20 protein-coding genes are annotated in these 22312 nt (G+C 71.7%); 10 read left to right on the forward strand and 10 right to left on the reverse strand.

Translation table 11 applies throughout. The annotated features are described in order from the left end of the window. The first annotated feature begins 172 nt into the window (after positions 1 to 172). The 3 genes from folK to plsY all read left to right on the forward strand — a co-directional run bounded on the left by folK (position 173) and on the right by plsY (position 3549). Positions 173 to 673, forward strand: a complete 501-nt coding sequence (gene folK, locus IT371_22230; GenBank protein ID MCC6750398.1) for a 2-amino-4-hydroxy-6-hydroxymethyldihydropteridine diphosphokinase — start codon at positions 173 to 175, stop codon at positions 671 to 673. Between the two features lie 13 nt (positions 674 to 686). Beyond that, on the forward strand, positions 687 to 2576 hold the full coding sequence (locus IT371_22235; protein MCC6750399.1) for a CHAT domain-containing protein: 1890 nt from the start codon (positions 687 to 689) through the stop codon (positions 2574 to 2576). A 379-nt stretch (positions 2577 to 2955) separates the two neighbouring features. Then, positions 2956 to 3549, forward strand: a complete 594-nt coding sequence (plsY, locus tag IT371_22240) for a glycerol-3-phosphate 1-O-acyltransferase PlsY (protein MCC6750400.1) — start codon at positions 2956 to 2958, stop codon at positions 3547 to 3549. 13 nt (positions 3550 to 3562) lie between these two features. On the opposite strand, the gene IT371_22245 is transcribed toward plsY, so the two are convergent. The 4 genes from IT371_22245 to IT371_22260 form a co-directional block, all read right to left on the reverse strand. After that, entirely contained in the window at positions 3563 to 4054 is a 492-nt protein-coding gene (locus IT371_22245) for a PilZ domain-containing protein (GenBank protein ID MCC6750401.1), read from the reverse strand. Between the two features lie 124 nt (positions 4055 to 4178). After that, a complete protein-coding gene (locus tag IT371_22250; GenBank protein MCC6750402.1) occupies positions 4179 to 5480 on the reverse strand; it encodes a flotillin family protein in 1302 nt (433 codons plus the stop codon). Further along, the gene (locus IT371_22255) at positions 5477 to 6817 is read right to left on the reverse strand and encodes a flotillin family protein (GenBank protein MCC6750403.1); all 1341 of its coding nucleotides are present in this window, start codon (positions 6815 to 6817) and stop codon (positions 5477 to 5479) included. The genes IT371_22250 and IT371_22255 overlap by 4 nt, the downstream gene beginning before the upstream one ends. After that, positions 6818 to 7444, reverse strand: coding sequence for an AbrB/MazE/SpoVT family DNA-binding domain-containing protein (locus IT371_22260; GenBank protein MCC6750404.1), 627 nt, complete (start codon positions 7442 to 7444; stop codon positions 6818 to 6820). It lies immediately after the preceding gene. A 234-nt stretch (positions 7445 to 7678) separates the two neighbouring features. On the opposite strand from IT371_22260, the gene IT371_22265 reads away from it, so the two are divergent. After that, a complete protein-coding gene (locus IT371_22265) occupies positions 7679 to 9439 on the forward strand; it encodes a carbamoyltransferase (GenBank protein MCC6750405.1) in 1761 nt (586 codons plus the stop codon). Positions 9440 to 9456: 17 nt separating this feature from the next. Next, positions 9457 to 11601 (forward strand): hypothetical protein, encoded by a 2145-nt coding sequence (locus IT371_22270; GenBank protein MCC6750406.1) that lies wholly within the window; start codon positions 9457 to 9459, stop codon positions 11599 to 11601. Between the two features lie 66 nt (positions 11602 to 11667). On the opposite strand, the gene IT371_22275 is transcribed toward IT371_22270, so the two are convergent. From IT371_22275 to rsmA, 3 genes are all read right to left on the reverse strand, one after another. Beyond that, complete coding sequence (locus IT371_22275) at positions 11668 to 13347, reverse strand: zf-HC2 domain-containing protein (protein ID MCC6750407.1); 1680 nt, start codon at positions 13345 to 13347, stop codon at positions 11668 to 11670. A 24-nt stretch (positions 13348 to 13371) separates the two neighbouring features. Then, positions 13372 to 14016, reverse strand: a complete 645-nt coding sequence (locus IT371_22280) for an RNA polymerase sigma factor (GenBank protein MCC6750408.1) — start codon at positions 14014 to 14016, stop codon at positions 13372 to 13374. 186 nt (positions 14017 to 14202) lie between these two features. After that, positions 14203 to 15033 carry a ribosomal RNA small subunit methyltransferase A gene (rsmA, locus tag IT371_22285; protein ID MCC6750409.1) on the reverse strand — a complete coding sequence of 277 codons (831 nt, stop codon included), beginning with the start codon at positions 15031 to 15033 and terminating at the stop codon, positions 14203 to 14205. Between the two features lie 108 nt (positions 15034 to 15141). On the opposite strand from rsmA, the gene IT371_22290 reads away from it, so the two are divergent. From IT371_22290 to IT371_22300, 3 genes are read left to right on the forward strand one after another with little or no spacing between them, the layout of a single operon-like run. Then, positions 15142 to 15576, forward strand: coding sequence for a hypothetical protein (locus IT371_22290; GenBank protein ID MCC6750410.1), 435 nt, complete (start codon positions 15142 to 15144; stop codon positions 15574 to 15576). Positions 15577 to 15597: 21 nt separating this feature from the next. Then, positions 15598 to 16812 carry an aminotransferase class V-fold PLP-dependent enzyme gene (locus IT371_22295; protein MCC6750411.1) on the forward strand — a complete coding sequence of 405 codons (1215 nt, stop codon included), beginning with the start codon at positions 15598 to 15600 and terminating at the stop codon, positions 16810 to 16812. A gap of 26 nt (positions 16813 to 16838) precedes the next feature. After that, positions 16839 to 17960: a DNRLRE domain-containing protein gene (locus tag IT371_22300; protein MCC6750412.1), complete on the forward strand. Its 1122-nt coding sequence runs from the start codon at positions 16839 to 16841 to the stop codon at positions 17958 to 17960. 36 nt (positions 17961 to 17996) lie between these two features. On the opposite strand, the gene IT371_22305 is transcribed toward IT371_22300, so the two are convergent. Together IT371_22305 and IT371_22310 are read right to left on the reverse strand one after the other, a co-directional pair. Then, positions 17997 to 18842 carry a hypothetical protein gene (locus tag IT371_22305; protein MCC6750413.1) on the reverse strand — a complete coding sequence of 282 codons (846 nt, stop codon included), beginning with the start codon at positions 18840 to 18842 and terminating at the stop codon, positions 17997 to 17999. A gap of 187 nt (positions 18843 to 19029) precedes the next feature. Next, a complete protein-coding gene (locus IT371_22310; protein MCC6750414.1) occupies positions 19030 to 20262 on the reverse strand; it encodes a D-alanyl-D-alanine carboxypeptidase family protein in 1233 nt (410 codons plus the stop codon). Positions 20263 to 20617: 355 nt separating this feature from the next. Here IT371_22310 and IT371_22315 point away from each other — a divergent pair, with 355 nt between their 5' ends. Next, positions 20618 to 21427 (forward strand): hypothetical protein, encoded by an 810-nt coding sequence (locus IT371_22315; GenBank protein MCC6750415.1) that lies wholly within the window; start codon positions 20618 to 20620, stop codon positions 21425 to 21427. Positions 21428 to 21441: 14 nt separating this feature from the next. Further along, entirely contained in the window at positions 21442 to 21807 is a 366-nt protein-coding gene (locus IT371_22320; GenBank protein MCC6750416.1) for a cytochrome c, read from the forward strand. Between the two features lie 4 nt (positions 21808 to 21811). Here the strand turns inward: IT371_22320 and IT371_22325 are convergent, their stop codons facing one another. Beyond that, positions 21812 to 22189, reverse strand: a complete 378-nt coding sequence (locus IT371_22325) for a hypothetical protein (protein ID MCC6750417.1) — start codon at positions 22187 to 22189, stop codon at positions 21812 to 21814. Between the last annotated feature and the right edge of the window lie 123 nt (positions 22190 to 22312).

Raw genomic sequence — 22312 nt, forward strand, 5'->3', positions numbered from 1 at the left:
CTCGACGCGTCGCACGGCTTGCAGCCGCCTCCACCCTCGGTTGCTCAGCAAGATCATTCCCTCGTATGCACGAGGGCGGACATTCTTGCTGACCCGTTAGGCGGACATTATGGCTGACCTACGACAGGACCGCCTTGTCCCGAAGCCGCGGCGTCGGGATAATGGGCCGACCATGCGCCACACCGCCTACATCGGGATCGGTTCGAACCTGGGAGATCCGCTCGCGCAGCTCGCTCAGGCCGTGCTCCGGCTCGCCGGCCAGGGGATTCGCGTGCGCCGGATCTCGTCGGTCTACCGCTCGGAGCCGCTCGGTCCCGTGCGCGAACAGCCGGACTTCTTGAACGCCGTGGTGGAGGTGCAGACGAGTCTCGCCCCCCGGCCGCTGCTCGAACGCTGCCTCGCCCTCGAGGCGGAGATGGGACGGGAGCGCGGATTGCACCAGGGGCCGCGGATCATCGATCTGGACGTCCTCCTCGTCGACGACCTCGTGGTGAGCGAACCGGGGCTCGAGCTCCCGCACCCCGGGATGACGGGCCGCGCCTTCGTGCTCGAGCCGCTGCTCGAACTGGCCCCCGTCCTGACGAACCCGAGAGACGGAGAGCCGCTGCAGACGCTGCGCGAGAAGGTGCAGCACCAGCGCATCCAGCGCCTCGGCCCGCTCTCCCCGGCGTGATAAGAAGGGACGCATGAGGCTCAGCTTCTCGGTGCACGGCGAGACCGTGGTGAGCACCCTGGAGCTCGGCACTCTCTCTTTCAAGCGCACGCGCCCCTTTCCGGGCGAACGCGTGGCGCAGCTCTCCCGCGAGGTGGTGGGTGTGCTGGCCCGAGGGAATCGGGCGAGCCACCTCTCGGAGAGCAACCTGCGCAACCTCCGGCAGGTGGGCGAACAGCTCTTCGCGCTGCTCGTGCCGCAGGACCTGGCGGCGAAGCTGCGCGGCAGCGAGCGGGCGGTCTACCTGCAAGTGGACGAGGCGCTGGTCACTGTCCCCTGGGAGCTCCTGCACGACGAGGAGTGCTTCTGGTGCCAGCGCTACGACCTCGGGCGCGCGGTGACCACGCCGCAGGCGATGGTGGGGCGTGCGGCGCCGCTCCCCAGCGTCGGACCGTTGCGCATGCTCGTCATCTGCGCGAACGCGCGCGGCGACCTGCCCCAGGTGATGGCCGAGGGGCAGGCGCTCGTCGAGCGTCTGGACCGCGTCCCCTCGGTGGAGGTGCACCTGGTCGTGGACCCGCCGCTCGAGTCGGTGCGACGGCTGCTGAAGGAGCACGACCTGGTGCACTTCGCGGGGCACGGAGACCACGACCCGGCGCACCCCGAACAGGGGGGCTGGCACCTGCGGGACGGCAAGCTCACCGCGGCCGAGGTGCTGAACCTGAGCGGCGGGCGCGCCATGCCGCTGCTCGTCTTCTCGAACGCCTGCCGCAGCGGCCAGACCGAGGCCTGGCTCGAAAGCGACCAGCCGAGCCACGTCTACGGGCTGGCCAACGCGTTTCTCCTCGGGGGCGTGCGGCTCTACCTCGGCACGCAGTGGGAGGTGGTGGACGGGCAGAGCGCCGAGTTCGCCACGTCCTTCTACGAGGCGCTGGCTCGGGGGGCGAGCGCGGGGGCCGCGGTGCGCCTAGCGCGCGACGCGATCCTGCAGAGCAAGGGGGCGAGCGCGATGGCCTGGGCCAGCTACGTGCTCTACGGGGACCCCACGGTGACGCCGGTCCGGCGCACGGAGCTGGCGACGACGGCCTCCGAGCTCCCGTCGCCGAGCATGCTCGAGGCGCGGGCCTCGGCCCCGTGGAAGCGACCCGTCTCGGGCGGCAGCCGTCCTCCCCTCACGCGTCCGCCGCTGGAGCCGGAGCGACGCACGCTCCTCGGACGTCTCCCCTGGTGGGCCTGGCTCAGTCTCGGCGCCGCGCTCGTGGCCGTGGGCGCCGTCGGCACCTGGGTCTACCTTCGCGCAGGCGGCGCGCGGCTTTCGGTCCACGAGGCGGGCCCCGGCCTCGAGCTCGTGGAGGGGGCCGTCTCGGCGCGGGCAAAGCCCCTCGTGGCGATCTTGCTCGCGGCGCGCGATCCGCTGCGCGCCTGCCTCGAGCGGCAGCTCGCTGGGAGTCACGGCTTTCGCCCCGTGGAGGCCGAGCGCGTGACCACGCTCGCCACGAACGAACGGCTGGACTTGGCCGCGGCGCTGGCGACGAAGGAGGGCGTGCGCCTGGGTCGCGCGCTGGGGGCGGAGCTCGCGCTCTTTCGACGCGCGGCGCCCGGGGGAGCGAAGCTCTCCGTGGCGGACGTGCTGAGCGGTGAGCTGCCCGTCGAGGGGCCCGGCGGAGAGGCCGAGGCCCAGTGTGCGGCGCTCGTGCAGGAGCTCCTGCGCGTGGTGCACGGCGAAGGCCTGGTTCTCGCCGTCGAGGGCGCGTCGGTCACGCTGAATCTGGGCTGGAAGAGCCGCATCGCGCCCGGGCAAAGGCTCGAGGTGTGGCGCAACGGCCGTCGCGTGGGAGCGCTGCGGGTGGAGCGTGTGGAGCTGGACCGCTCGATCGCGACCGGCGCGGCGCGCCTCGGAGACCAGGTGCGACGCGCGCCATGAGCGAGTGCTAGTAAGAAGAGGCAGCCGGCGCCCCCCAATGCCCAATCCCTTGGACAGCAGCAGCGACCAAGCGGGCCACGGGCCAAAAGGGGGGCGCCTGGCTGCGATACGACCCGCCGTGGACTAAAGCAGGGTCCGTGCCAGTGGCACCGTGGCGGTCATCTGCCGGAAAGCACGACGCTTCGGTGGGGAGCGCGGCGCAGCCTCCCGCGCGGTCGCCTGACAGCGTTAAGGATCTAACGTGCAGATGCTAACGGCGGAGGGCTCATAGGCCGCGGCCCGCGCCCGCGCTGCCCGAACGCAGCGGTGCTGCCCGAACGCAGCGGTGTGGCCCGACCGCGCGTTGCCCCGCCAAAGGCGGGCGTGGTAGAGGAGCCACATGCACGGCACGGGAGCCCTGCTCCTCGGAGGAACCTACCTCCTGGCCTCGATTCCGTTCGGCCTCCTCGTCGGGCGCAGCCGCGGCGTGGACGTGCGGCAGGTCGGCTCGGGGAACATCGGCGCGACCAACGTGGCCCGCGCGCTCGGCAAGCCGCTCGCGCTGCTCGTGCTCCTCCTCGACGCCGGCAAGGGCCTCGGGCCGGTGCTCCTCGGTCGCGCGCTCCTGGCCGCCGAGCCTCACCACGAGCTCTGGGTGGGCGGGCTCATGCTCGCCGCCGTGCTCGGCCACTGCTTCACCGTCTTTCTGCGCTTTCGCGGCGGCAAGGGGGTGGCCACGGGCCTCGGGGTGCTCCTCGGCGCCGCGCCCTGGGCCGGCCTCGCGGCACTCCTCGCGTACGGCCTGCTCTACGCGCTCTTTCGCATCTCGTCGGTGGGCTCGCTCGGCGGCCTCACCGTCGGACTCGGCGCGCTCTTCGTGCTGAAGGCCCCGTGGCCCCTCCTCGCGGCCCACGGCCTCATCCTGCTCGTCGTGGTGCTGCGCCACCACGAGAACCTCGCGCGGCTGCTTCGCGGAGAAGAGAAGAAGATCTAGGAGGGGCAGCCTCCTAGCCGACCGCCACGGCGCGGCGGCGGACCGGGCGGTGCGCCGCGTGATGCGCGCGGGCGTGCGCGAGGAACTCGCCGGTGCAGACCGGGTCGTGCGCCTCGTCGAGGTCCTCGTGCGCGAGGTGCGCCGCGCGTTCGGCCAGCCCCGCAGAACTCGCGCGCTGCGCGTCGAGGTAGGTCTCGAGCCGCCGGACCGAGAGCTCGTCCAGCGCGTCGAAGCGGAGCGCGATCGCCGCGCCCCCACGGCGGCCGGCACGATCGTCGGCGGCCGCCCGCACCACCGTGGCCAGCGCCTCCACGCTCCCGCTGCCGGGCAGCTCGAAGCGCACCTCGTGCCGCGAGCCCACGGCCAGCCGCGCTCTCAGGCGCACGAGGAGGCCCCCGGCGCGAAGATTCACGCCCCGACCCTCCGTCGGTCGTCCCCTTCCGACGGGGATCAGCGTCACGGGCTCGGGAAACGAAATGCGGGGAGACAGCTCACGTCGAAACATCGGACACCTGCTGCGGTGGCCCGATGGTAGAGATCTCGAACCCGGTTGGCAACATTTTGAACGGGCCAGGGATCGCACGTCGGGGCGCGCTTCGGAACGCGTTCCGGCGGGACTGCCGCCGGCTCTACCCCCGTGGCGGCGTCGGCGGCCGGAGCTCCTGCGTCGTGCGCTTGCCCCCCGTCGCCGCGGGAGCCGCCTCGAGGCGCTGCTGCACGGCCCCGAGCAGATCCACCCCGAGCGCGGCCTTGAGCTGCTCCGCCGCGCCGATGACCTTCGGAGCCCAGTCCCCGCCGCCGCCCGCGCCCGTGCCGAGCACCGTGACCTTGTCCACCTTCACCGAATCGAGGGTGGCCACGAGCTGCTCGGTCATCCCCTCGAGCTTCTGCATGAGAAACACGTCGCGCGCGTTCGGCCCGGCGAGCTTCCAGGCCCGGCTGATCTGCGTCAGCACCTCGGCCGTCGCGCGCCCCTGCTCGACGATGCGCGCCGCGGCCCCGCGCGCCTCGCTCGTCGCGGCCTGCATCTGCGCCTGCGCGGGAGCCACCACGTCCGCCTCGAGCTGCTGCTTGACCTGCTCGACGCGCGCCTTCTGCACCTCGAGCTCCGCCCGCGCCTGCACCACCGCCGCGCTGATCTTGCCCTGCGCCTCGGCGATCAGCGCCGCCTGCTGCGTCTGCGCGTCGGCCACCTTGCTCCGCGTCTCGGCCTCCAGCGTGCGCACGGCTGTCTCGATGCGCACGAGCTCGGCCTCCTGCCGGTTCATGGCGTCCTTCACCTCGGCGAGCGCCTTGCTCTCCGCCTCGGCGATCAGCGCGTGCTTGCGGATCTCGGCGCTCGAGATGCGGCCGATGCTGTCCAGGTACCCGACCCCGTCGGAGACGTTCTGGATCTTCAGCGTGTCGAGCACCATCCCGAGGCGGTTCAGGTCGTGGTCCGCCTCCTCCATCAGCTTCTGCGCGAAGGCGATCTTGTCCGCGTTCACCTCCTCGGGCGTGAGCGTGGCCAGCACGCCGCGCAGATTCCCTTCCAGCGTCTCCTTGGCGATGGCCACGATCTCCTCGCGCCGCTTGCCGAGGAGCCTCTCCACCGCGTTGCCGAGGAGCGGCTCCTCGCCGGCGATCTTCACGTTCGCCACCCCGTCCACGTTCAGCGGGATGCCTCCCTTGGAGAAGGCCCCGTGCACCGAGACCGCGATGGCCATGTTGGTCAGGTCCATGCGATCCACCACCTCGAGCATGGGGAGCTTGATCTTGCGCCCCCCCTTGACCGGCCGGTAGCCGGCCTTGCGCTCGCCGTAGACCCCTTTGGCCCCCGAGAAGATCAGCACCTCGTTCGGCTGGCAGATGAAGAGCAGCCGCTTGATGGTCAGCACGACCACCACGACGCCGAGAAACACGACCCCCGCGAGAATCACGACGCTGGTCATCGGGCACCTCCCTGCGGCATGAAGGCCGGCGCGCTCTCGGTCGAGGCGCCGTTCCCCCCGGACGACAGGATGCTCGGCACGTCGATCCCCGTGGTCTGGCGAAGCGCGTGGAGCACCGCGGTGACGGTGTTCGGAAAGCCGGCCACGTAGTTCGGCAGCGCCGACCCGTCGCCGGGGTCCACGATCTGGACCTCCTTCACGCGCAGCGTGGCGAGCTTCTCGACGATGAGGTGCGTGACGCGCTCGAGCTGGTTGATGAGAAAGACCTCGCGCCCGTGCGGCTCGGCGTCGGCCCAGGCCTTGGCCTGCATCTCGAGCACCATCGAGAGCGCCTTGCCGTTCTCCACGATGGGCGAGGCGTCGCCCCGCGCGAGCAGCTCCTGCGCCCGCCGCCGGGCCTCGGCGGGGATCTCCACGTCCACCTTCAGGCGCAGCTGCTCGAGCTCGCGCCGGATGGTCTGCAGCTCCTGTTCGGCCTGAACGCGCGCCTGCTCGGCGCGAGCCTTGGCCTCCCGCCGGGCGGACTCCACGTCTCGGTCCATCTCGGCCGCGATGCGGCGCTGGTCGTTGCGCTTCTGGGCCACGGCCTGCTCGGCCTGGTGCCGCGCGATCTGGCCGCGGGACTGCGCCTCGGAGGCGCGCTGGTTGGCCTCGCGGTCGGCGTTGGACTCGGCGATCTGCGCCTCCTGAATCACCCGCGCGATGCGCGCCCGCCCGAGGCTCTCGAGGTACTGCTTGTCGTCGGTGACGTGCTGCACCTTCAAGATGTCGAGGTGGAGCCCGAGCTTGTTGAAGTCGTCCGCCACCTCGCGCGAGAGGCTCTCGGCGAACTTCAGCCGATCTTCGTTGACCTCCTCCGGCGTGAGCGTGGCGAGCACCCCGCGCAAGGTCCCCTCGAGCGTCTCCTTGCCCACGCTCCGCAGCTCCTCGCGCCCGCGCCCGAGGAAGCGCTCGATGGCGTTGTGGATGTGACGCCGGTCCGAGGAGATCTTCACGTTCGCGATGGCGCGCACCGTGAGCGGGATCCCGCCCTTGGAGTAGGCCGCGGCGGTGTGGATGTCGATGGGGAGCGTGGTCATGTCCAGCCGCTCGACCCGTTCGATGATCGGCATGCGCCAGTGGCGGCCCGAGAACTCCACGCGGCTGCCGACCACCGTGCCGTCGGCCATGCGGTAGCTGCGCCCCGAGAAGACCAGCACCTCGTTCGGCCGACAGATGTAGAGGAACTGCCGGACGAAGAAGTAGAGCACGAGCAGTCCGAAGGCTGCAGCCGCGGCCCAGCCGGCCACTCCGATGAGCTCGTTGATCTCTTTCTGCGAGAGCACCTCGACTAGCATCTAGTCCCCTCCTTCCGGCTCTCCCCCGTCGGGGGAGCGCACGACCTCGAGCGCATGATCCTTATAATCGATGACCAGCACGCGGCTCCCCGGTGGCAGCGCGAGCCGGTCCGCCGACCGCGCGGGCAGGTCCACGTGCTGCCCGCGCACGCTGAGCCGCACCTTTCCCGTCCCCTCCTCGGGGAGCGGCAGGAGCACCGCCCCCTCGAGCCCCTTGAAGTCCTGCTCCCCGGGAACGCGCCCGACCTCGGTGCGCTTGAGGCGCTCGATGGTCCAGGCCCCCGCGAACCCCACGCCGCCGCCCGTTCCGATCGCGCTCAAGAGAGCGAGCCAGCGCGGCAGGTCGGAGAGGAGCGAGAGCAGCGTCCCCGACAGGCCGAAGAAACAGAGGAAGAAGACCCAGAACCGAAAGGAGAGGAAAGGCAGCCAGAAGGCGCCGAGGTCGTGGCCATCGCCGTGGAGCTCCAGCGCGTGGCCCGGGCCGTCCCCGTGCCCGACCTCCCCGTGCCCGACGTCCCCGTGCTCGGCACCGCCCCCGTGGTCCGTGTCCTTGCCGAGAAAGAGCGACGCCGCGAGCAGGATCCCTCCGGCCACGAGCGACGCCACGTACGCGTACAAGACGTTCATGCGGGCCCCCGGCGCACCCTGCGCCCCGGCACTCCCTGAATGTAGGACTGAGAGGCCGGTACTATCTCAGGCTCCCGCACGGCACGCCAGGGTCAAGACGGCCCGCTATCCCTTCGCGCAATGGACTCCGCGGGCGCGCTTCGTCTATTCTTGCGCCTTCGCCCCTGTACCCTGCGTCGGGAGCTCGGCCATCGGCCGAGGGGGACAGAGAACGGCACTCGCCCAGAGGGTCACATGAACGTCATCGGCATCTCCGCCTACTATCACGAGGCCTCGTGCTGTCTGCTGAAGGACGGGGAGCTCGTCGCCGCCGCCGAGGAGGAGCGCTTCAGTCGCAAGAAGCACGACCCCCGGCTGCCGGTCGCGGCCTTCCGCTACTGCCTCGAGGAGGGCGGGCTCTCGGTCGCGGACGTGAACGCCGTGGGGTACTACGAGTCCCCCACGAAGAAGCTCTCGCGGCAGATCTGGGCCGGCAAGACCCCCGAGACCCCCGCCGGGCTGACGTGGCTCGAGAGCGGCCGGCCGGAGCGCGAGATCCGCGAGCTGCTCGGCTTCGAGGGCCCGATCCACACCTTCGAACATCACCTCTCGCACGCCGCGAGCAGCTTCTTCTACTCGGGCTACGAGTCGGCCGCGATCCTGACCGTGGACGGCGTCGGAGAGTGGGCCACCACGACCTACGGCCGCGGTGACGGCTCGAACCTCGAGCTCTTCGAGGAGGTGCGCTTCCCGCACTCCATCGGCCTGCTCTACAGCACGATCACGGGCTACCTGGGCTTCCGCGTGAACGGCGGCGAGTACAAGGTCATGGGGCTCGCCCCGTACGGCACCCCGCGCTACGTGGACCAGATCTGGCAGATGATCTCCTCGAGGGAGGGGGGGCAGTACGAGCTGAACCTGGAGTACTTCGACTTCCTCCAGGGGGCGAAGATGTACTCGCCTGCCATCGCCGACCTCTTCGGGCAGCCGCCGCGCGTTCGCGAATCGGAGATGACCCAGTTCCACAAGGACGTGGCGCGAAGCCTCCAGGTCGTGCTGGAGGAGCTGCTGCTCGAAAAAGTGCGCTACCTGCATTCGCGCGTGGGCGGCGAGAACCTCTGCATGGCGGGGGGCGTCGCGCTCAACTGCGTGGCGAACGGGCGTGTCCTGCGCGACGGCCCCTTCGAACGGCTCTTCGTCCAGCCCGCGGCGGGGGACGCGGGGGCCTGCATGGGAGCGGCGGCGCTCGCGCATCGCGCCCTCACGGGCAAGCGCCCGAGCGAGAAGGCGCAGCAGGATTCCTGTCTGGGACCGCGCTTCGAGAGCGACGGCATCGCGCACCTGCTCGAGGCCACGGGCCTCGAGGCGCTCGACTTCCGCGGACGCGAGGCCGAGCTGCTCGAGACCGTCGTGGACCGCCTCGTAGGGGGCAAGGTCGTGGGGTGGTTTCACGGGCGCATGGAGTTCGGCCCTCGGGCCCTCGGCGCGCGCAGCATCCTGGCCGATCCGCGCGACGCCGGCATGCGGGACCGCCTGAACGCGCTGGTCAAGAAGCGCGAGGCGTTTCGCCCCTTCGCGCCGAGCATTCTCGAGGAGCGGGCCAGCGAGCATCTGGACCTCGACCACCCGTCGCCGTTCATGCTCGAGACCTGCCAGGTCATCTCGCCGATCGACCTGCCCGCGATCACCCACGTTGACCGGTCGGCCCGGCCGCAGACGGTGAACCGCAAGGCCTCTCCGCGCTACGCCGCGCTCATCGAGGCCTTCGAGCGCCGCACGGGCTGCCCGATCCTCGTCAACACCTCCTTCAACGTGCGCAGCGAGCCGATCGTCTGCACGCCCGTCGACGCGCTGTGCTGCATGGTGAGCTCGGACATCGAGTGCCTCGTGCTGGAGGACTTTGTCATCGACCGTGACCGGCTCCCGCCCCACCTGCCGGCCGCGGTGGCCGATCTCTACGCGCAGCAGGGTTCGCCCGGCGGTCGGGTCACCGAGACCGTCTACACCTTCGTCTAATCGGAGCGAGATACGCGATGGCCCATCCTCGAGACCAGGTCCCCGTCACGCTGTGCGACGAGCTCGCCGAGCTGCTCGGTCGGCCCGACGCGCTGCGCACCGCGCGACTCCTGCAGGCCGCAGAGCTCCTCCGCGAGACCGAGACTCCCGAGGCCTCCTCCGGCCCCGACGAGGCGCCGACCGAGGAGCACGCCGCCGAACCGATCGGCATCTGGGAGCCGGTCGAGGTGGAAGGGCGGGTCGAGTTCGTGCGCCCCCCGCCGGAGGAACCGGACGACGATATGTGGCCCCACACGCCGCGGCTCGTGCCGAAGACGAGCCCCTTGCCGCTGAAGGTCGCCTTCCTCGGGGAATCGGCCGCCGCCGGGCTCTACTACGCCCCGCGCTTCAGCCCTGCCGACGTGCTGCAGCAGCAGCTCGACGCCGTCCGCCCCGGGCTCTTCGAGGTGGTGAACCTGACCCACCAGGGGCTGCAGCCCCAGCCGCTCGTGCTGCTCGCGATGGGGGCGAGCCAGCTCCGCCCCGACGTGATCGTCTCCATGGCGGGCAACAACTGGACCTCTTCGATCTATCCGCAGCGGGACGTCGCGGCCTCGATGGCCGAGGGGGCCCGCCTGCGCACGGGGGGGATCGCCGGGCTCGCGCGCTCGTCCGAGGAGGCGACCGCGGCGCTGTCGAAGCTGGCCATGGACAACCTGGCCACCATCCAGCGCTCCACGGGGATCCCGGTGGTCACGGTGGTGCCCGAGGTGAATCTGATCGATTGGGTCAGCGCCCATCCGGTGGGGTGGCTTCCGGGGTCCGCCACGACGGCCTGGTGGCAGGCCTTTCATCGCACGCGCACCGAGCTCGACGCGGGCGATGCCGCGGCCGCGGCGCGCACCGCCGCGGAGATGGTGGCCCTCGACGGCGGAAGCTGCCCGACCTCGCACCGGCTGCGCGCGCTCGCCGAGCTCCGGCAGGACCATCCGGACGCGGCCTTCGAGGCGCTGCTCGCCGACAACGACGCCTCCGTTTGGCACGACTACTTCGGCTTCATCCCGCGCACGACGCGCGTCATTCGCGAGGCGCAGCTCGAAGGCGCAGGCGCGATGCAGGGCGCGCTCGTGGACCTGCGGGAGGTGTTTCGGACCCACCTCGGCACGCCCTTCGCGGGCCGCCGCCTCTTTCTCGACTACTGCCACTTCACGCTCGAGGGCATGAAGGTGGCGATGGCCGCCGTGACCGCCGCCGTGCTGCGCGTCACCGGCGCGGTGGAGCAAGACCTGGACGTCACGCGCCTGCTCCGCGAGCTGCCGGAGCCGGCCTGCCCGCCGGCGGTCGACGCGCGGGCCAAGCTGCTCACGGCGGTCGCCACGGCCCACCTCTACGGCGTGCTCGGCCTGCGAGACGAAGAGGACCTCGTCACCTACTGGCTCGAGCAAGCGGTGAACGCCTACGGCGGCGTGCTGCACACCATGAAGGACCTCGCGACGGCGCGGATGGCACCCTTGCCTCCTGCGTTGACGGTGGCCCGGCAGCGCGTCGACGCCTCCGAGGTGACCGTGCCGGCGCGGCTCTGGGCCCCCATCCACGCGCGCGCTCCGGGGACCCGGCTCGAGCTCGCCTTCGTGGACGGTCGGGTCTTCGAAGCGCTCTGCAGCGTGCTCGAGAAGGCCGGGCGCGGCGCCCGCGCCGAGCTGGACGCCCTCGCGGTGCGCTACCACGGTGCGCGGCAGCGCCCGCTGGACCTGGCCTCCCCGGCCTACCGCAGCCGCATCTGGTCCGAGTACGGCTCCCAGCACACCGACCTCTCGCTCTATCGATCGATCTGGCACCGCGCCGAATTCCACCTCGCCGCGGACGGACGGGGCGACGTGGGGCTCGAGCTCACGGCCCGCCTCCCCGCCGTCGAGGGCGCGCGTCAGGGTACGGCGCAGCTCTCCGTGAACGGCGCCTCGCTCGGTGAGGTGAGGCTCTCCGAACGCTGGAGCAAGCACGCGCTCCGCATTCCCGCCCGCACCCTTCGGTCGGGGTTCAACACGGTCGCGGTCGCGTGGCCCCTCCCCGGCGACGGAACGGCTCCCTTGCGGCACGCCGTCGAGCGCCTCGAGCAGGGGCTCCCCGCGCATCTCGTCCCGGTGATGGGAGAGGTCTTCTCTCTGCTCGCACGTCGGCTGTAAGGCCCGGCGCCGGGACCAGAGGGCCCCCCGCGCCGCCCGCCGCGCCGGTCGTTTCTCGGCCCGTTGCTACTCGGCGCTCTTGTAGGCGTCGGCCGCCTCGCCCGCGGCCTTGCCGGCCTTGGCCTTGGCTTTCGCCTTGGCCTTGACGGCTGCCTTGACCCCCGCCTTCGACTCGCTCGGAGCGCGGGCCTTGGCGCGGGAGGCGCGGCGCGCCTCGGCCTCGAGCTGGGCCTCCACGAGCTTCGCGAGCTGCGGGAACTTCGCGCGGGCCTTGCGCAGGTCGGCCACGCAGCGCCCGAGGCGTACAGTCACGCTGGTGAGCAGTCCGGGCTGCTCCTTGAGAGCCCGGCTGTAGTGCTCGAGCGCCAGCGCGCAGCGCCCTTGCGCCACGGCCTGATCCCCGAGCGCCACGAAGCTCGCGCGCCGCTCGGCGACCTTCTTGGCCGGAGCCGCTTTGGCGGCGGCTTCCTTCTTGTCCGCGCCCGAGGGGCGGTCCGCCCGGCGCGCGCTCTCGCCCCGCTCCTCGTCGGCATCCTGGCTCGCCTTCGCGCCCGCCGCCCCCGCGCCGCCGCGATATCCGTCGAGCGAACGGCTCCCCGGGGCTGGCGGAGGAGCCGGACGCGGAGCCGCCGCCACGCTGCGAGGCTTCGTGTTCCCCCACACGCCCGTCTTGCCGCTGCCGACGTCCCCGATGTTGCGCGCCTGTCGCTGCGCCTGCTGCCGGAGCGACGAGGCCGACGAGGCCTGCGGCGTCATCACCGGCGGCTGCAATCTCGGCCGCGCCGCGACCGTCGGTGCCGCCTGCGCCTCGGGCGCTTCCTGTCGAGCGTTCGCAGCCCCGCTCGCGCCGCCCATGGGCTTCGGCGCCGGGGCCTGCTCTGCGACCCGCCTTTGACTCGGCAACTCGCGCGCGGGGGCCGGCCGCGGCTCGGCCTTGGGAGGAGAGCCCTTCGGCTCGGCGGGCGCGGCCCCTTGTCCCTTCGTGCCATCCTTCGCCTTGGCGTAGAGCGGCGCGTCGTCCCGAGGTGCGGGCCCACGGCTCACCAGGTCGTCCACCGTCTTTCGCCCGCGAGCCCGTCGCGCCACGGCCGGGCTCTTCGGCGCCGCGTGGCCCCGCCGTCCGTCCCCCGACGAGAGCCCTCCGAGAGCGCCGCTGCGATCCTTCTCGCCCTCCCCTTCCGCCTGGTCCTCCTTCCGCGCCACCGCCGCGGCACCCGCGGGTGCGTTCTCCCCCTCCGCCGCCGCCACGTTCTTCTCTCCCCCCTCGGTGCTCGGGCTCGTCGCCGCGGCCGGCGCTCCCGCCGCCGGCTCCTGCTTGGCCGCGAGCTTCTCCACGCGCCCCTCGAGCGTGAGCGGGTCCACATCGGGTTGCTTCGAACCCGGCAGCCCCTGTTGATAGACGTAGAAGCTGACACCGAGCACCGCCACGAGCGTCACCGCCGCGGCCATCGCCGGATGCAGCACGAGGAGCTGGAAGAAGCCCCGCAGGCGCGCGCCGAGCCCCACGGCCCGCGGCCGCGCGGCCTTCTCCGCCTCCTCGAGCAGGAGCGCGCTCACTCCCCGCGGCGGCTCGACCTCCTCGAGGTCGCGCACCTTCGCGCGCGTGCGCTGGAAGCCCGCCACCTGCTCGGCGCACTTCGGGCAGCCGGCGAGGTGGGCCTCGACCTCCTGCCGCTCGGCAGGCGCGAGCTCCTCGTACAGATAGTCGAGGAGGAGCTCGTCGATATGGGTACAGTCCAGCGCCATCGGTCGTGCCTGTTGATCTTGCCTTTATCTCGTGGCCCGGGCCAGGTCCTCGTACTCCTCGAGCTGCAGCCGCAGGTGCTCGAGCGCGTACCGCATGCGGCTCTTCACCGTGTTCTCCGGGCAGCCCACGATCTCCGCGATCTCCTTGAACGGTAGGTCCAGCGTCTCGCGCATCAGAAACACCTCCCGCTGCTCTTCGCTCAAGGAGCCGATCGCCTCCTTGATGCGCCCCTGCAGGTGCCGCCCGATCACCTGACGGTCCACGGCCGGCCCCTTGTCGGGGACGCAATCTCCGACGGTGCGATTCCCTTCGCCCCCCGGGTTGACCGGCTGATCGAGCGAGCTCGCCTTGCGGTGCTTGCCGCGCCGCGCCTGGTCCACGCACAGGTTGCGGGCGATGGTGTAGAGCCACGTGGTGAACTTGGCGTCACGTTTGTAGACTCCCGCGCCCTTGATCACCCGCAGAAACACCTCCTGCAGGAGATCCTCGGCGGCCGAGGGACTGCCCACGTGCCGCACGAGAAAGTTGTAGACCGGCCGCTGGTGACGCTTCAGGAGCACCCCGAACGCGCGGCTATCGCCTCGCTGGTAGGCCTCCATCAGGTCTTCGTCACCGAGCTCTTCCAGCCCCACCGGAGTCTCCGCCCGACGCTGCGTAACGGCGGTCATGCTAGCGCAGGGCAGCCCCGAGGGGCAATCATTCCGCCTACCTGTAACAACGCATGGCCTCCGCAAAAGTTCTCTCGGGGCGCGAGGCGCGGCGATCTCGAAGCGATCCCTGCACCCTTCATCGTGATGGACCCCGCTCGAGGCGCGAGGCTTGGGCCCGTCGCGAAGCTTAGCGGCGTAGGGAGGTCAGCGGAGGGGGTCCTGCGGAGCTTGAAGCGCGAGAGCCAGGCGGCCGAACTCGACCACGCTCAGGGTCTCGCCGCGCTGCTCGGGGCGCACGCCGGCGGCCGCGAGGGCTTCCGTGACGGCCTCGACCGGAAAGCGCGCCGCGAGGGCCCGCTTGAGCGTCTTGCGGCGGGCCGAAAATGCCGCGTGCACCACGCGCGAGAAGTGGGCGTCGTCCACCTCCACCTGCGGCGCGTCGCGAAACGCGAGGTGCACCACGGCCGAGTCCACGCGCGGCGGCGGCGTGAAGGCCCCGCGCCCGACGGTGAGACGCAGGCTGACCTCGGCCACCCGCTGACAGAGCACGCTCGGCGCCCCGTAGACGCGCGAGCCCGGGGCCGCGGCCAGCCGCTGCGCGACCTCCTTTTGCAGCATGAAGGTGGCCGAGCGCACGCCGGCCCGCTGCTCGAGCACGCGAAAGAGGATCTCCGTGCCGATGTGATAGGGGAGGTTGCCGACCACCACCACCTTCCGGTCGAAGCCGCGGAAGTCGAAGGTCAGCGCGTTCCCCTCGACCAGCTCGATGCGCGGGTAGGCGGCGAGCTCGCTTCGCAACACGGCCACGAGGTCGCGGTCCCGCTCGACGGCCACCACGCGCGCGACCCGCTCGGCCAGCGCCACCGTGAGCGAGCCGAGCCCCGCCCCGACCTCCACGACCCAGTCGTCCTCGCGCAGCTCGGCCGCGGCCACGATGCGGGCCACGACCTGAGGATCGTGGAGGAAACACTGGCCCCAGGGCTTCTTGGGGTAGAGCCCGTGGCGACGGAGCAGCTCGGGCGGGGAGGGGTACACGCCCTCCGCATACGCTCTTTTGGATTCCGACGGGTTGATAATTTTCACCAGATGAAATTAGCGTGTGATACATTACATAATATCTGCCCGCACTGAATGGAGGGCGCGATGCGCAGACGCTGGGTGGTTGCCGGTCTCCTCGGCCTCGGGATCGTCGCGAGCTCCGGGCCCTCCGAGGCGGGTCGGCTGGGGCGCGCCTTCGGCCGCGCAGCGGGACGCTCGCTTGCGAGGCCCCCTCACATCTCTCACTCCTCGGGGGCGGCGGCCACGACCCCGTCGGGAGCTGCGGCAGCTGCGACGCCTACGGCACGCGAGCGCGAGCGGGCTGCGCCGAGCGCGGGCAGCCCCCTCGATCGCCCCGGCCTGCCTCGCGCTGTCGCGCAAGAAGGGCCGCTCGCCCCGAGCCCGCAGTCGCAACGCATGCTCGAGCAGTACCCCGTGACCGGCTCTCCGACGGGCAAGCGCGTGCTCCGGAACTTCGTGCTCGGCGTCCTCGGTTCGATCGCCTTCCTCCTCGCCGTCTATCGCTGGCGCACCAGCTAGCGAGAACGCTACGATGCGCGCGTGACCGCGCCGCCTCCAGAACCCGACACGCTTCGCTCGCTCTGGTCCCTCGATCCCGACGTGGTGTACCTGAACCACGGCGGCTTCGGCGCGTGCCCGCGTCCGCTGCTCGCCGCGCAGGCCGAGCATCGCGCCCGCATCGAGCGCAACCCGGCCGCCTTCTTTCAACGCGACTGGCTCCTCTTGCAGGACGAGGTGCTGCAGGCGCTCGGCGCGTTCGTGGGGGCCGAGCCCGAGGACCTCGCGCTCCTGACGAACGCCACCACGGGCGTCAACACCGTGCTGGCCTCGCTGCGCCTTGGCCCCGGAGACGAGCTGCTCGTCACGGATCACGAGTACCGAGCCGTGACCAACGCCGCCGTCGCAGCGGCCGAGCGGGCCGGCGCGCGCGTGGTCGTGGCGGAGGTCCCCTTCCCCGTCCCCGACGAGGAGAGCGTGGTCGCGGCGGTGCTCGCGCGCGTGACCGAGCGAACGCGCCTGGCGCTGATCGATCACGTCACGAGCGTCTCGGGGATGCGGTTCCCCGTGGAGCGGCTCGTCCCCGCGCTTCAGAGCCGCGGCGTGGACGTGCTCGTGGACGGCGCGCACGCGCTCGGCATGCTCCCGCTCGCGCTCGACCGGCTGGGCGCCGCCTACTACACCGGCAACGCGCACAAGTGGCTCTGTACCCCGAAGGGGGCCGCGTTTCTGCACGTGCGTCGCGATCGTCAGGAGCACCTGCGCCCGCTCGTCGTCAGCCACGGCGCAACGCTCACGGGCCGCGGACGTTCCCGCTTCCGCCTCGAGGCCGACTGGACCGGCACCACCGACGTCACGCCCTACCTCTGCATCCCCGAGGCGATCCGCTTCTTCGAGACGCTGCTCCCCGGCGGCTGGACCGAGCTCCGCGCGCGCAACCACGCCCTGGTGGTGGCCGGGCGCCGCGTGCTCCTCGACGCTCTCGGCCTCGTGCCGGGCTGCCCGGAGGCGCTCCTCGGCGCGATGGCCGCCCTCCCGCTCCCCGCGCGCCGCGGCCCCGGCGGTCAGGCTCCCTATTTCCTCGAGCCGCTGCAGGAGGCGCTCGCGCTGCGCTTCCGCATCGAGGTCCCCGTGGCCGGCTGGCCGGGGCCCACGGGTCGCACGCTGCGCATCTCGGCTCAGCTCTACAACCGGCTCGAGGACTACGAGGCCCTGGCGCACGCGCTGCGCGCCCTCCCGCCGGACCTTTCGATTTGATCCAGGGCCCGCGCTATCATCGATCCGTGGTGCGTCCCGCTCGGCTGATACTCCTTCTCCTCGCCGTGGCGGGCTGCCGGACGGTACCCACCAGCGTCCTCCTCGAGGTGCGCGCGGGCCCCGGGCTCGCCCTCCCCGAGGAGCTGCTCCTCACGATCTACGACGAGCTCGGGATAGCCCGCCCGGCGCAGCGCCTCGCGCCGACCGCGGGCCGGGCGGTCTCGCTGCCCGACACGGTCGTGCTCTATCCGCCCGAGGGACCGACGGAGCTCCGGCTGCACGTCGTGGCGAAGGCCGGCGGTCGCTCGATCGGCGAGGGGGTCACCTCCGTCACGGTGCGCCCCGCGGCCCAGGTCTCGGCCGTGGTGACCGTCTCTGCCGGCGCTCTGCCCGACGGCGATCGCGACCAGGTGCCGGATGCAATCGACCGCTGCCCGACGGTGCCGAACCCGGCGCAGGGCGCCTGCCCCACAGGCGACGCCGGCGCGGTCGACGCCTCCCCGGGCGACGCCGCCACCGACGGGCGCACCGACGCACCACCCGCGGACCGCGGAGCGAGCGACGCGCCGCCACGCGACCTGCGCACACCGGACAGCCGCCCCCCCGACAGTCGACCGCTCGACACGCGACCTCCAAGGGACCGCGCGCTGCCCGACGCTCCGGTGCCGGACCAGGGAGGCCCGGTCGGTACGAGCTTCGCCGCCACGGCCGACACCTGGGTGAGCGCGTCGTCGCCCACGGTGAACTACGGCACGGCCACCACGATCTCGGCGGACCTGGTCGGCCCCGAGAGCCAGGTCTTTCTGCGCTTCAGCGTGACCGGCCTCGTCGGCGCCGTCGCCTCGGCGCGCGTTCGGCTCTACGCCGTAGACCCGACCTGGGACGGCCCTCAGATCCTGCGCACCGGCTCGAGCTGGAGCGAGACCACGCTCACGTGGAACACCAAGCTCGCGCCCCAGGGGAGCCCCCTCGACGACAAGGGGGCCATCACCACGGACACCTGGGTGGACTTCGACGTGACGGCCGCCGTCACCGGCAACGGGACCTACAACTTCGTGCTCATCGCCACCTCGGGCGACGGAGCCGACTTCACCTCCCGCGAGGGGACGGCGGCGCAGCGCCCGCGACTCACCATCGTGACCAAGTAGGCAGCGCGCGGCGCGAGACGCGACGCGGGAGGAGAACTACCGTTCCTTCCAGCCGAGCCGTTCCACGTCCAGCCGCACGCGGTTCAGATTGTCGATGAGCCCCGAGAGCTCCTCGAGCGAGGCCCCGAAGTAGAGCGTGGTGTCGATCGCCTCCGCGAGATGCGTAGCGCGGTGCCGGTCCTCCTCGCTCAGACGATGCCCCTCCTGCGCCAGCCGTTCGCGGAGCCGCGTGGTCCCCTCGCGCAGCCGCAAGAGCGCGTGCGCCACACGCAGCTCGTCGGCCTCGACGACGGACAGCTCCTTGAGCGCGTCGGGAGCCGAGGCCACGAAGGTCTCGACGTCCTCGGGGAGCAGGAGGTCGGCCTGCCAGAGCACGTTGAAGAGCTCGCTCGGCAGGCTCACCAGGAAGGCCTCGGGCCCCTCGGTCCGCAGGCAGAAGAAGCGCGCGGGATGGCGCGTCGTCTGCGCGACCTGCTGCGCGGCGAAGACCAGAAGGTCGAGGTGCGCCTCGTCGCTGAGCTCGCCTTCGGCCTTGAGGAAGTTCATCCGCCGGCCGCCCGCGTCCACGGTGAGCAGCACCCCGGCCCCTTCGATCACGCAATCCTCGACGTGGTCGAAGGCCACGTCGGCCTGGCCGAGAAGCTGCCGCAGGAGCTCCGCGTGACGACCCGCCTGCCAGAAGTCTCCCTCGCGGTCGGGGAGGAGCGTCAGCCAGCCGCGGCGCGAGAGGGCGAAGGCCAGGTCGCCCGGTCGCGTCGCCGCGTTCGGCAGGTCGGGCCGCTCGCGCTGCTCGTCAGAGCCATGCGGCGTCTTCGGGGCGTAGCCGCGCGTCGCGAGGGTCGCTTCGAGCGATTCCAGCCGAGAGGGGATCTTCTCCAGCATGCGTCCAGATCCATCGGTGGGGTTCGCTTTCAGGGAACCGCACTTTCGCGGCACCTACAAGTGGGGAACTTCCCCCAGATGACCTGGGGAGAGCTCCCCCAGCCCACGATGGTCGTGCTCGGCCGCCCGGGTCACCTTGGGCGACTCGCCCGTCATGATATTCGCGGCCACGGACTTCGGACGCGGCTCACTCGGGCTCGCGCGTCGGCGCGGCGCAACGGTCGTGACCGCCCGCGACCTCGACGCAGCCGGCCTCGCAGGTCTGCACGCGCCCCGCGCGGCAGTCGAGCAGCTTGCCCCGCGCACGCGGGTCGTGAAAGCAGGTGGAAAGCGCCCGCTCGGCGCACCACGCGGCCACGGCGTCCTCGAGAAACGCGGCGTCATCGCGGTGCGCGCCGGTCTCGAGCGTGGCCCGCTCGCTTCGCGTCAGTCCGTCGACGAAGAGCGGCGCGGGGAGGCTGCCCCGCAGCGCGTGCTGCGCCGCGGCGGCTCGTCCCACGTAGCGGAAGTGCCACCACTCGGGGCGAATCCCCGTCTGCTCCTCGGAGCCCGGCGGAAAGCTCTGGATGAAGCCATGAGCCCGCGCCGTGCGCACGAGCTCGCCGAGGATTGCGGGGTCGGTCTCGCGCGCGCCGTCCTCGCGCACCGCGATGTCGATGGCCGTGCCCAGGTGGTGCTCGCTGCACCCGGGCCGCGCGGCCCAGCTCGCGCCGTAGTGCGCGTAGAGCGCCCGCTGCGTCTCGAGGCTGCGGTAGGCGGCGTTGTCGCCGTCGACCCAGCTCGCGCGCAGCACGCGCCCTGCGCGCGTAAAGAAGGGGTCGCCGGCCCATCGCACGAACGCCCCGAGCGCGGAGGCCCGCAGCCGGAGGTCCGCGGTCCCGTAGGTGCTCGCGGCACGCAGGTAGCGGGCCGGGATCCAGATCAGATCGTCGGGGTAGCGCGCGAAGAAGCTCTCCGGCAGCGCGCGACGCGGAGTCACCGGCGCGAGGAGGTCGGGACCCGCGAAGTCCTGCCCGAGCGCGAGGACTCCCGGCTCGAGCGGCGGCGCGAGGCACGCTCCGAGGTACGCCGAGGCCACGAAGCCCGAGAGCCCCACGAGCTCCGCGCGACCGTCCGCCGCCGGAAGCCGCGTCACGCGGACCTCGCTCCAACGGCTGCCGTCGCGATACGCGTCCCCGTCGAGCTCCCCGAGGACGAGGAGCTCGGTGCCGCCGCCGAGCGGCTCCGGCGCGAGCTTGGCCCCCGCCGGGCTCGGACGCGCCCGCAGGTACACGGCGCTGAGCGTTCGCCGACAGAGGGCCTCCGCGCGCCGCCTCTCCGCGCTCCCGGGCTCGGGAGCGACGCCGCAGGCGAGGAGCCCCCACGCCCCCACGAGCGGGAGGAGAGCGGCGAGACGAACCGGCGCACGCAAATGCATCACGACCGAGACACGGCTCCGGCCAGAGGGCCCGCCCCGGGCCTCTTCAACTGCGGTGCCAGGTCCCGGCCCGGCGCCCGGGTCCCCTCGCCGCGCGACGGTGGACCTCGCCCGACGCAGAGCCAGGGCGCCGCGTCCCTGCCCGGGGCAGAGCTCTCCCGGCTGGCCAGGCGAGCCACGCGCGCTCCGAAAACGCGTGCCTCGCTTGACACCCCTGACGGCCGGCGCTATGAGATGAGGAGACGTTGCGTTGTCTGTCGAGACGCACGGCCTGAAAATCCAACTCAGCGGCCCGCGGTCCCCGAACCCAGAGCCCGAGCAAGCCCTGCTCGGGCTTTTGTGTTCGAGGAGACACCTCATGATCGTGTACCGCGTCCCCCTTTCGCTCGCTCTCGCCCTTCTGACTCTGTCACCCGCGCTGGCCACCGCCAGCGAACGCCGTTTCACGTACACCTACGAGTCGGTGGTCCTGAACAAGGGCGAACTCGAGTTCGAGCCCTGGACCACCATCCGGGCGGGGCGCGACGGCTACTACCTGCGCTTCGACGAGCGCCTCGAGTTCGAGGTCGGCCTGACCGATCGGCTGCAGACCGCCCTGTATCTGAACTTCTCGGCCGTGATGCAGGATGACGTTCTCGACGCGCGCAAGCGCTCCTTCAACTTCGGCGGCGTCTCGTCGGAGTGGAAGTACAAGCTCCTCGATCCGGTGGCCCATCCGCTCGGGCTCGCGCTCTACTTCGAGACCACGCTCGCGCCCCACGAGCTCGAGCTCGAGGGGAAGCTCATCCTCGACAAGCGCCTCGGCCGCTTCCTCGTCGCCTTCAACACGATCGTCGAATACGAATGGAACTTCGAGAGCAAGAAGGAGACGGAGAAGGAGCTCGTCCTCGAGTTCACCCTCGGCCTCGGGTTCTACATCACGCACGCCCTCTTCGCCGGCCTCGAGGTGCGCAACCACAACGAGTTCGTCGCGGGACACGGCTTCGAACATTCGTCGCTCTTCGCCGGTCCCACGGTGAGCTACGCCGGCAAGCGGTGGTGGGTCGCGACCACGGTCCTGCCGCAGCTCCCCGCGCTGAAGAAGGACGCCACCCACGGCAGCGGGCTGCTGGACCTGCAGGGGCACGAGCGGATCGAGGCCCGCTTGATCTTCGGCTGGCACCTATGAGAAAGAACCCCGCCATGCTCCCTCGCCCCATCGTGCTCGCGCTCGTGGTCGCACTCGGCGCGACGGTCGCCGGATGCGCTCCCATGGCGCCCCTGCCGAACGGGGACGACGTGCGCTGGGCCACCGCGCGAGATCCCAAGGCCAGCCTCGCGTCGCTCGAGAGGGGGCGCGACCTCTACGTGATGAAGTGCGCGGGCTGCCATCACCTGCCCCCGCCGGACACGCACCCTCCGGAGCGGTGGCCGACCCTCGTCTCGCGGATGATCAAGGACACCGCGCTCCCCGAGGCGGACGTGCGACTCATCGCGCTGTATCTCAGCTCGGCGAGCGCGCGGCTGCGCGGCGGTCGGTCGGCCGCGCCAGCCTCGGCCCAGCAGTAAGGCGTCAGCTCGCGGTGGGGCTCGGTTCTTCGGGCTCGACGGCGGGGCCGCGGGTCCTCCGCGTTTGCGCGAATCGCCCGAGCTGGACGCCGAGTGCCAGCATGAAGAGGTAGGCGGGGACGAAGCAGACCCCGAGGAGCGTCACCGCCACGGCGTCCGGCTTCACCCGCACGACGGGGATGCCTCCACGCTCGCAGCGCAGCGCGATGCCGACCCGTGAACTGGGCAGAAGCTCCGACTCACCCACGGCGTGCGTCCCCGACGGACAGAGCAGAGGGCCCACCCAGGTGACCGCCTCGGGGGTCCGCGCGGTGATCGTGGCCGCTATCCCCCCGGCCAGGCCCAGCGCCGCCAACACCACGAACAAGTGCCTCCAGAACATCTCCCGACCCCTCCTCCCCGCACCCGCCTCGCCACCACGACGTATCTCCCAGGCGCTGAGATCCATCACAGTACCACGCGCGGGGGTGGACGAGATCGCCTCATTCGCGATCCTCTCCCGATT

This window comes from Deltaproteobacteria bacterium, assembly GCA_020848905.1.
GTDB lineage: Bacteria > Myxococcota_A > Polyangia.

Excerpts from the sequence above, each read along its gene's own strand:
- folK (MCC6750398.1), top strand. The coding sequence starts at position 173 with ATGCGCCACACCGCCTACATCGGGATCGGTTCGAACCTGGGAGATCCG.
- IT371_22235 (MCC6750399.1), top strand. The coding sequence starts at position 687 with ATGAGGCTCAGCTTCTCGGTGCACGGCGAGACCGTGGTGAGCACCCTG.
- plsY (MCC6750400.1), top strand. The coding sequence starts at position 2,956 with ATGCACGGCACGGGAGCCCTGCTCCTCGGAGGAACCTACCTCCTGGCC.
- IT371_22245 (MCC6750401.1), bottom strand. The coding sequence starts at position 4,054 with ATGTTTCGACGTGAGCTGTCTCCCCGCATTTCGTTTCCCGAGCCCGTG.
- IT371_22250 (MCC6750402.1), bottom strand. The coding sequence starts at position 5,480 with ATGACCAGCGTCGTGATTCTCGCGGGGGTCGTGTTTCTCGGCGTCGTG.
- IT371_22255 (MCC6750403.1), bottom strand. The coding sequence starts at position 6,817 with ATGCTAGTCGAGGTGCTCTCGCAGAAAGAGATCAACGAGCTCATCGGA.
- IT371_22260 (MCC6750404.1), bottom strand. The coding sequence starts at position 7,444 with ATGAACGTCTTGTACGCGTACGTGGCGTCGCTCGTGGCCGGAGGGATC.
- IT371_22265 (MCC6750405.1), top strand. The coding sequence starts at position 7,679 with ATGAACGTCATCGGCATCTCCGCCTACTATCACGAGGCCTCGTGCTGT.
- IT371_22270 (MCC6750406.1), top strand. The coding sequence starts at position 9,457 with ATGGCCCATCCTCGAGACCAGGTCCCCGTCACGCTGTGCGACGAGCTC.
- IT371_22275 (MCC6750407.1), bottom strand. The coding sequence starts at position 13,347 with ATGGCGCTGGACTGTACCCATATCGACGAGCTCCTCCTCGACTATCTG.
- IT371_22280 (MCC6750408.1), bottom strand. The coding sequence starts at position 14,016 with ATGACCGCCGTTACGCAGCGTCGGGCGGAGACTCCGGTGGGGCTGGAA.
- IT371_22290 (MCC6750410.1), top strand. The coding sequence starts at position 15,142 with ATGCGCAGACGCTGGGTGGTTGCCGGTCTCCTCGGCCTCGGGATCGTC.
- IT371_22305 (MCC6750413.1), bottom strand. The coding sequence starts at position 18,842 with ATGCTGGAGAAGATCCCCTCTCGGCTGGAATCGCTCGAAGCGACCCTC.
- IT371_22315 (MCC6750415.1), top strand. The coding sequence starts at position 20,618 with ATGATCGTGTACCGCGTCCCCCTTTCGCTCGCTCTCGCCCTTCTGACT.
- IT371_22320 (MCC6750416.1), top strand. The coding sequence starts at position 21,442 with ATGCTCCCTCGCCCCATCGTGCTCGCGCTCGTGGTCGCACTCGGCGCG.
- IT371_22325 (MCC6750417.1), bottom strand. The coding sequence starts at position 22,189 with ATGTTCTGGAGGCACTTGTTCGTGGTGTTGGCGGCGCTGGGCCTGGCC.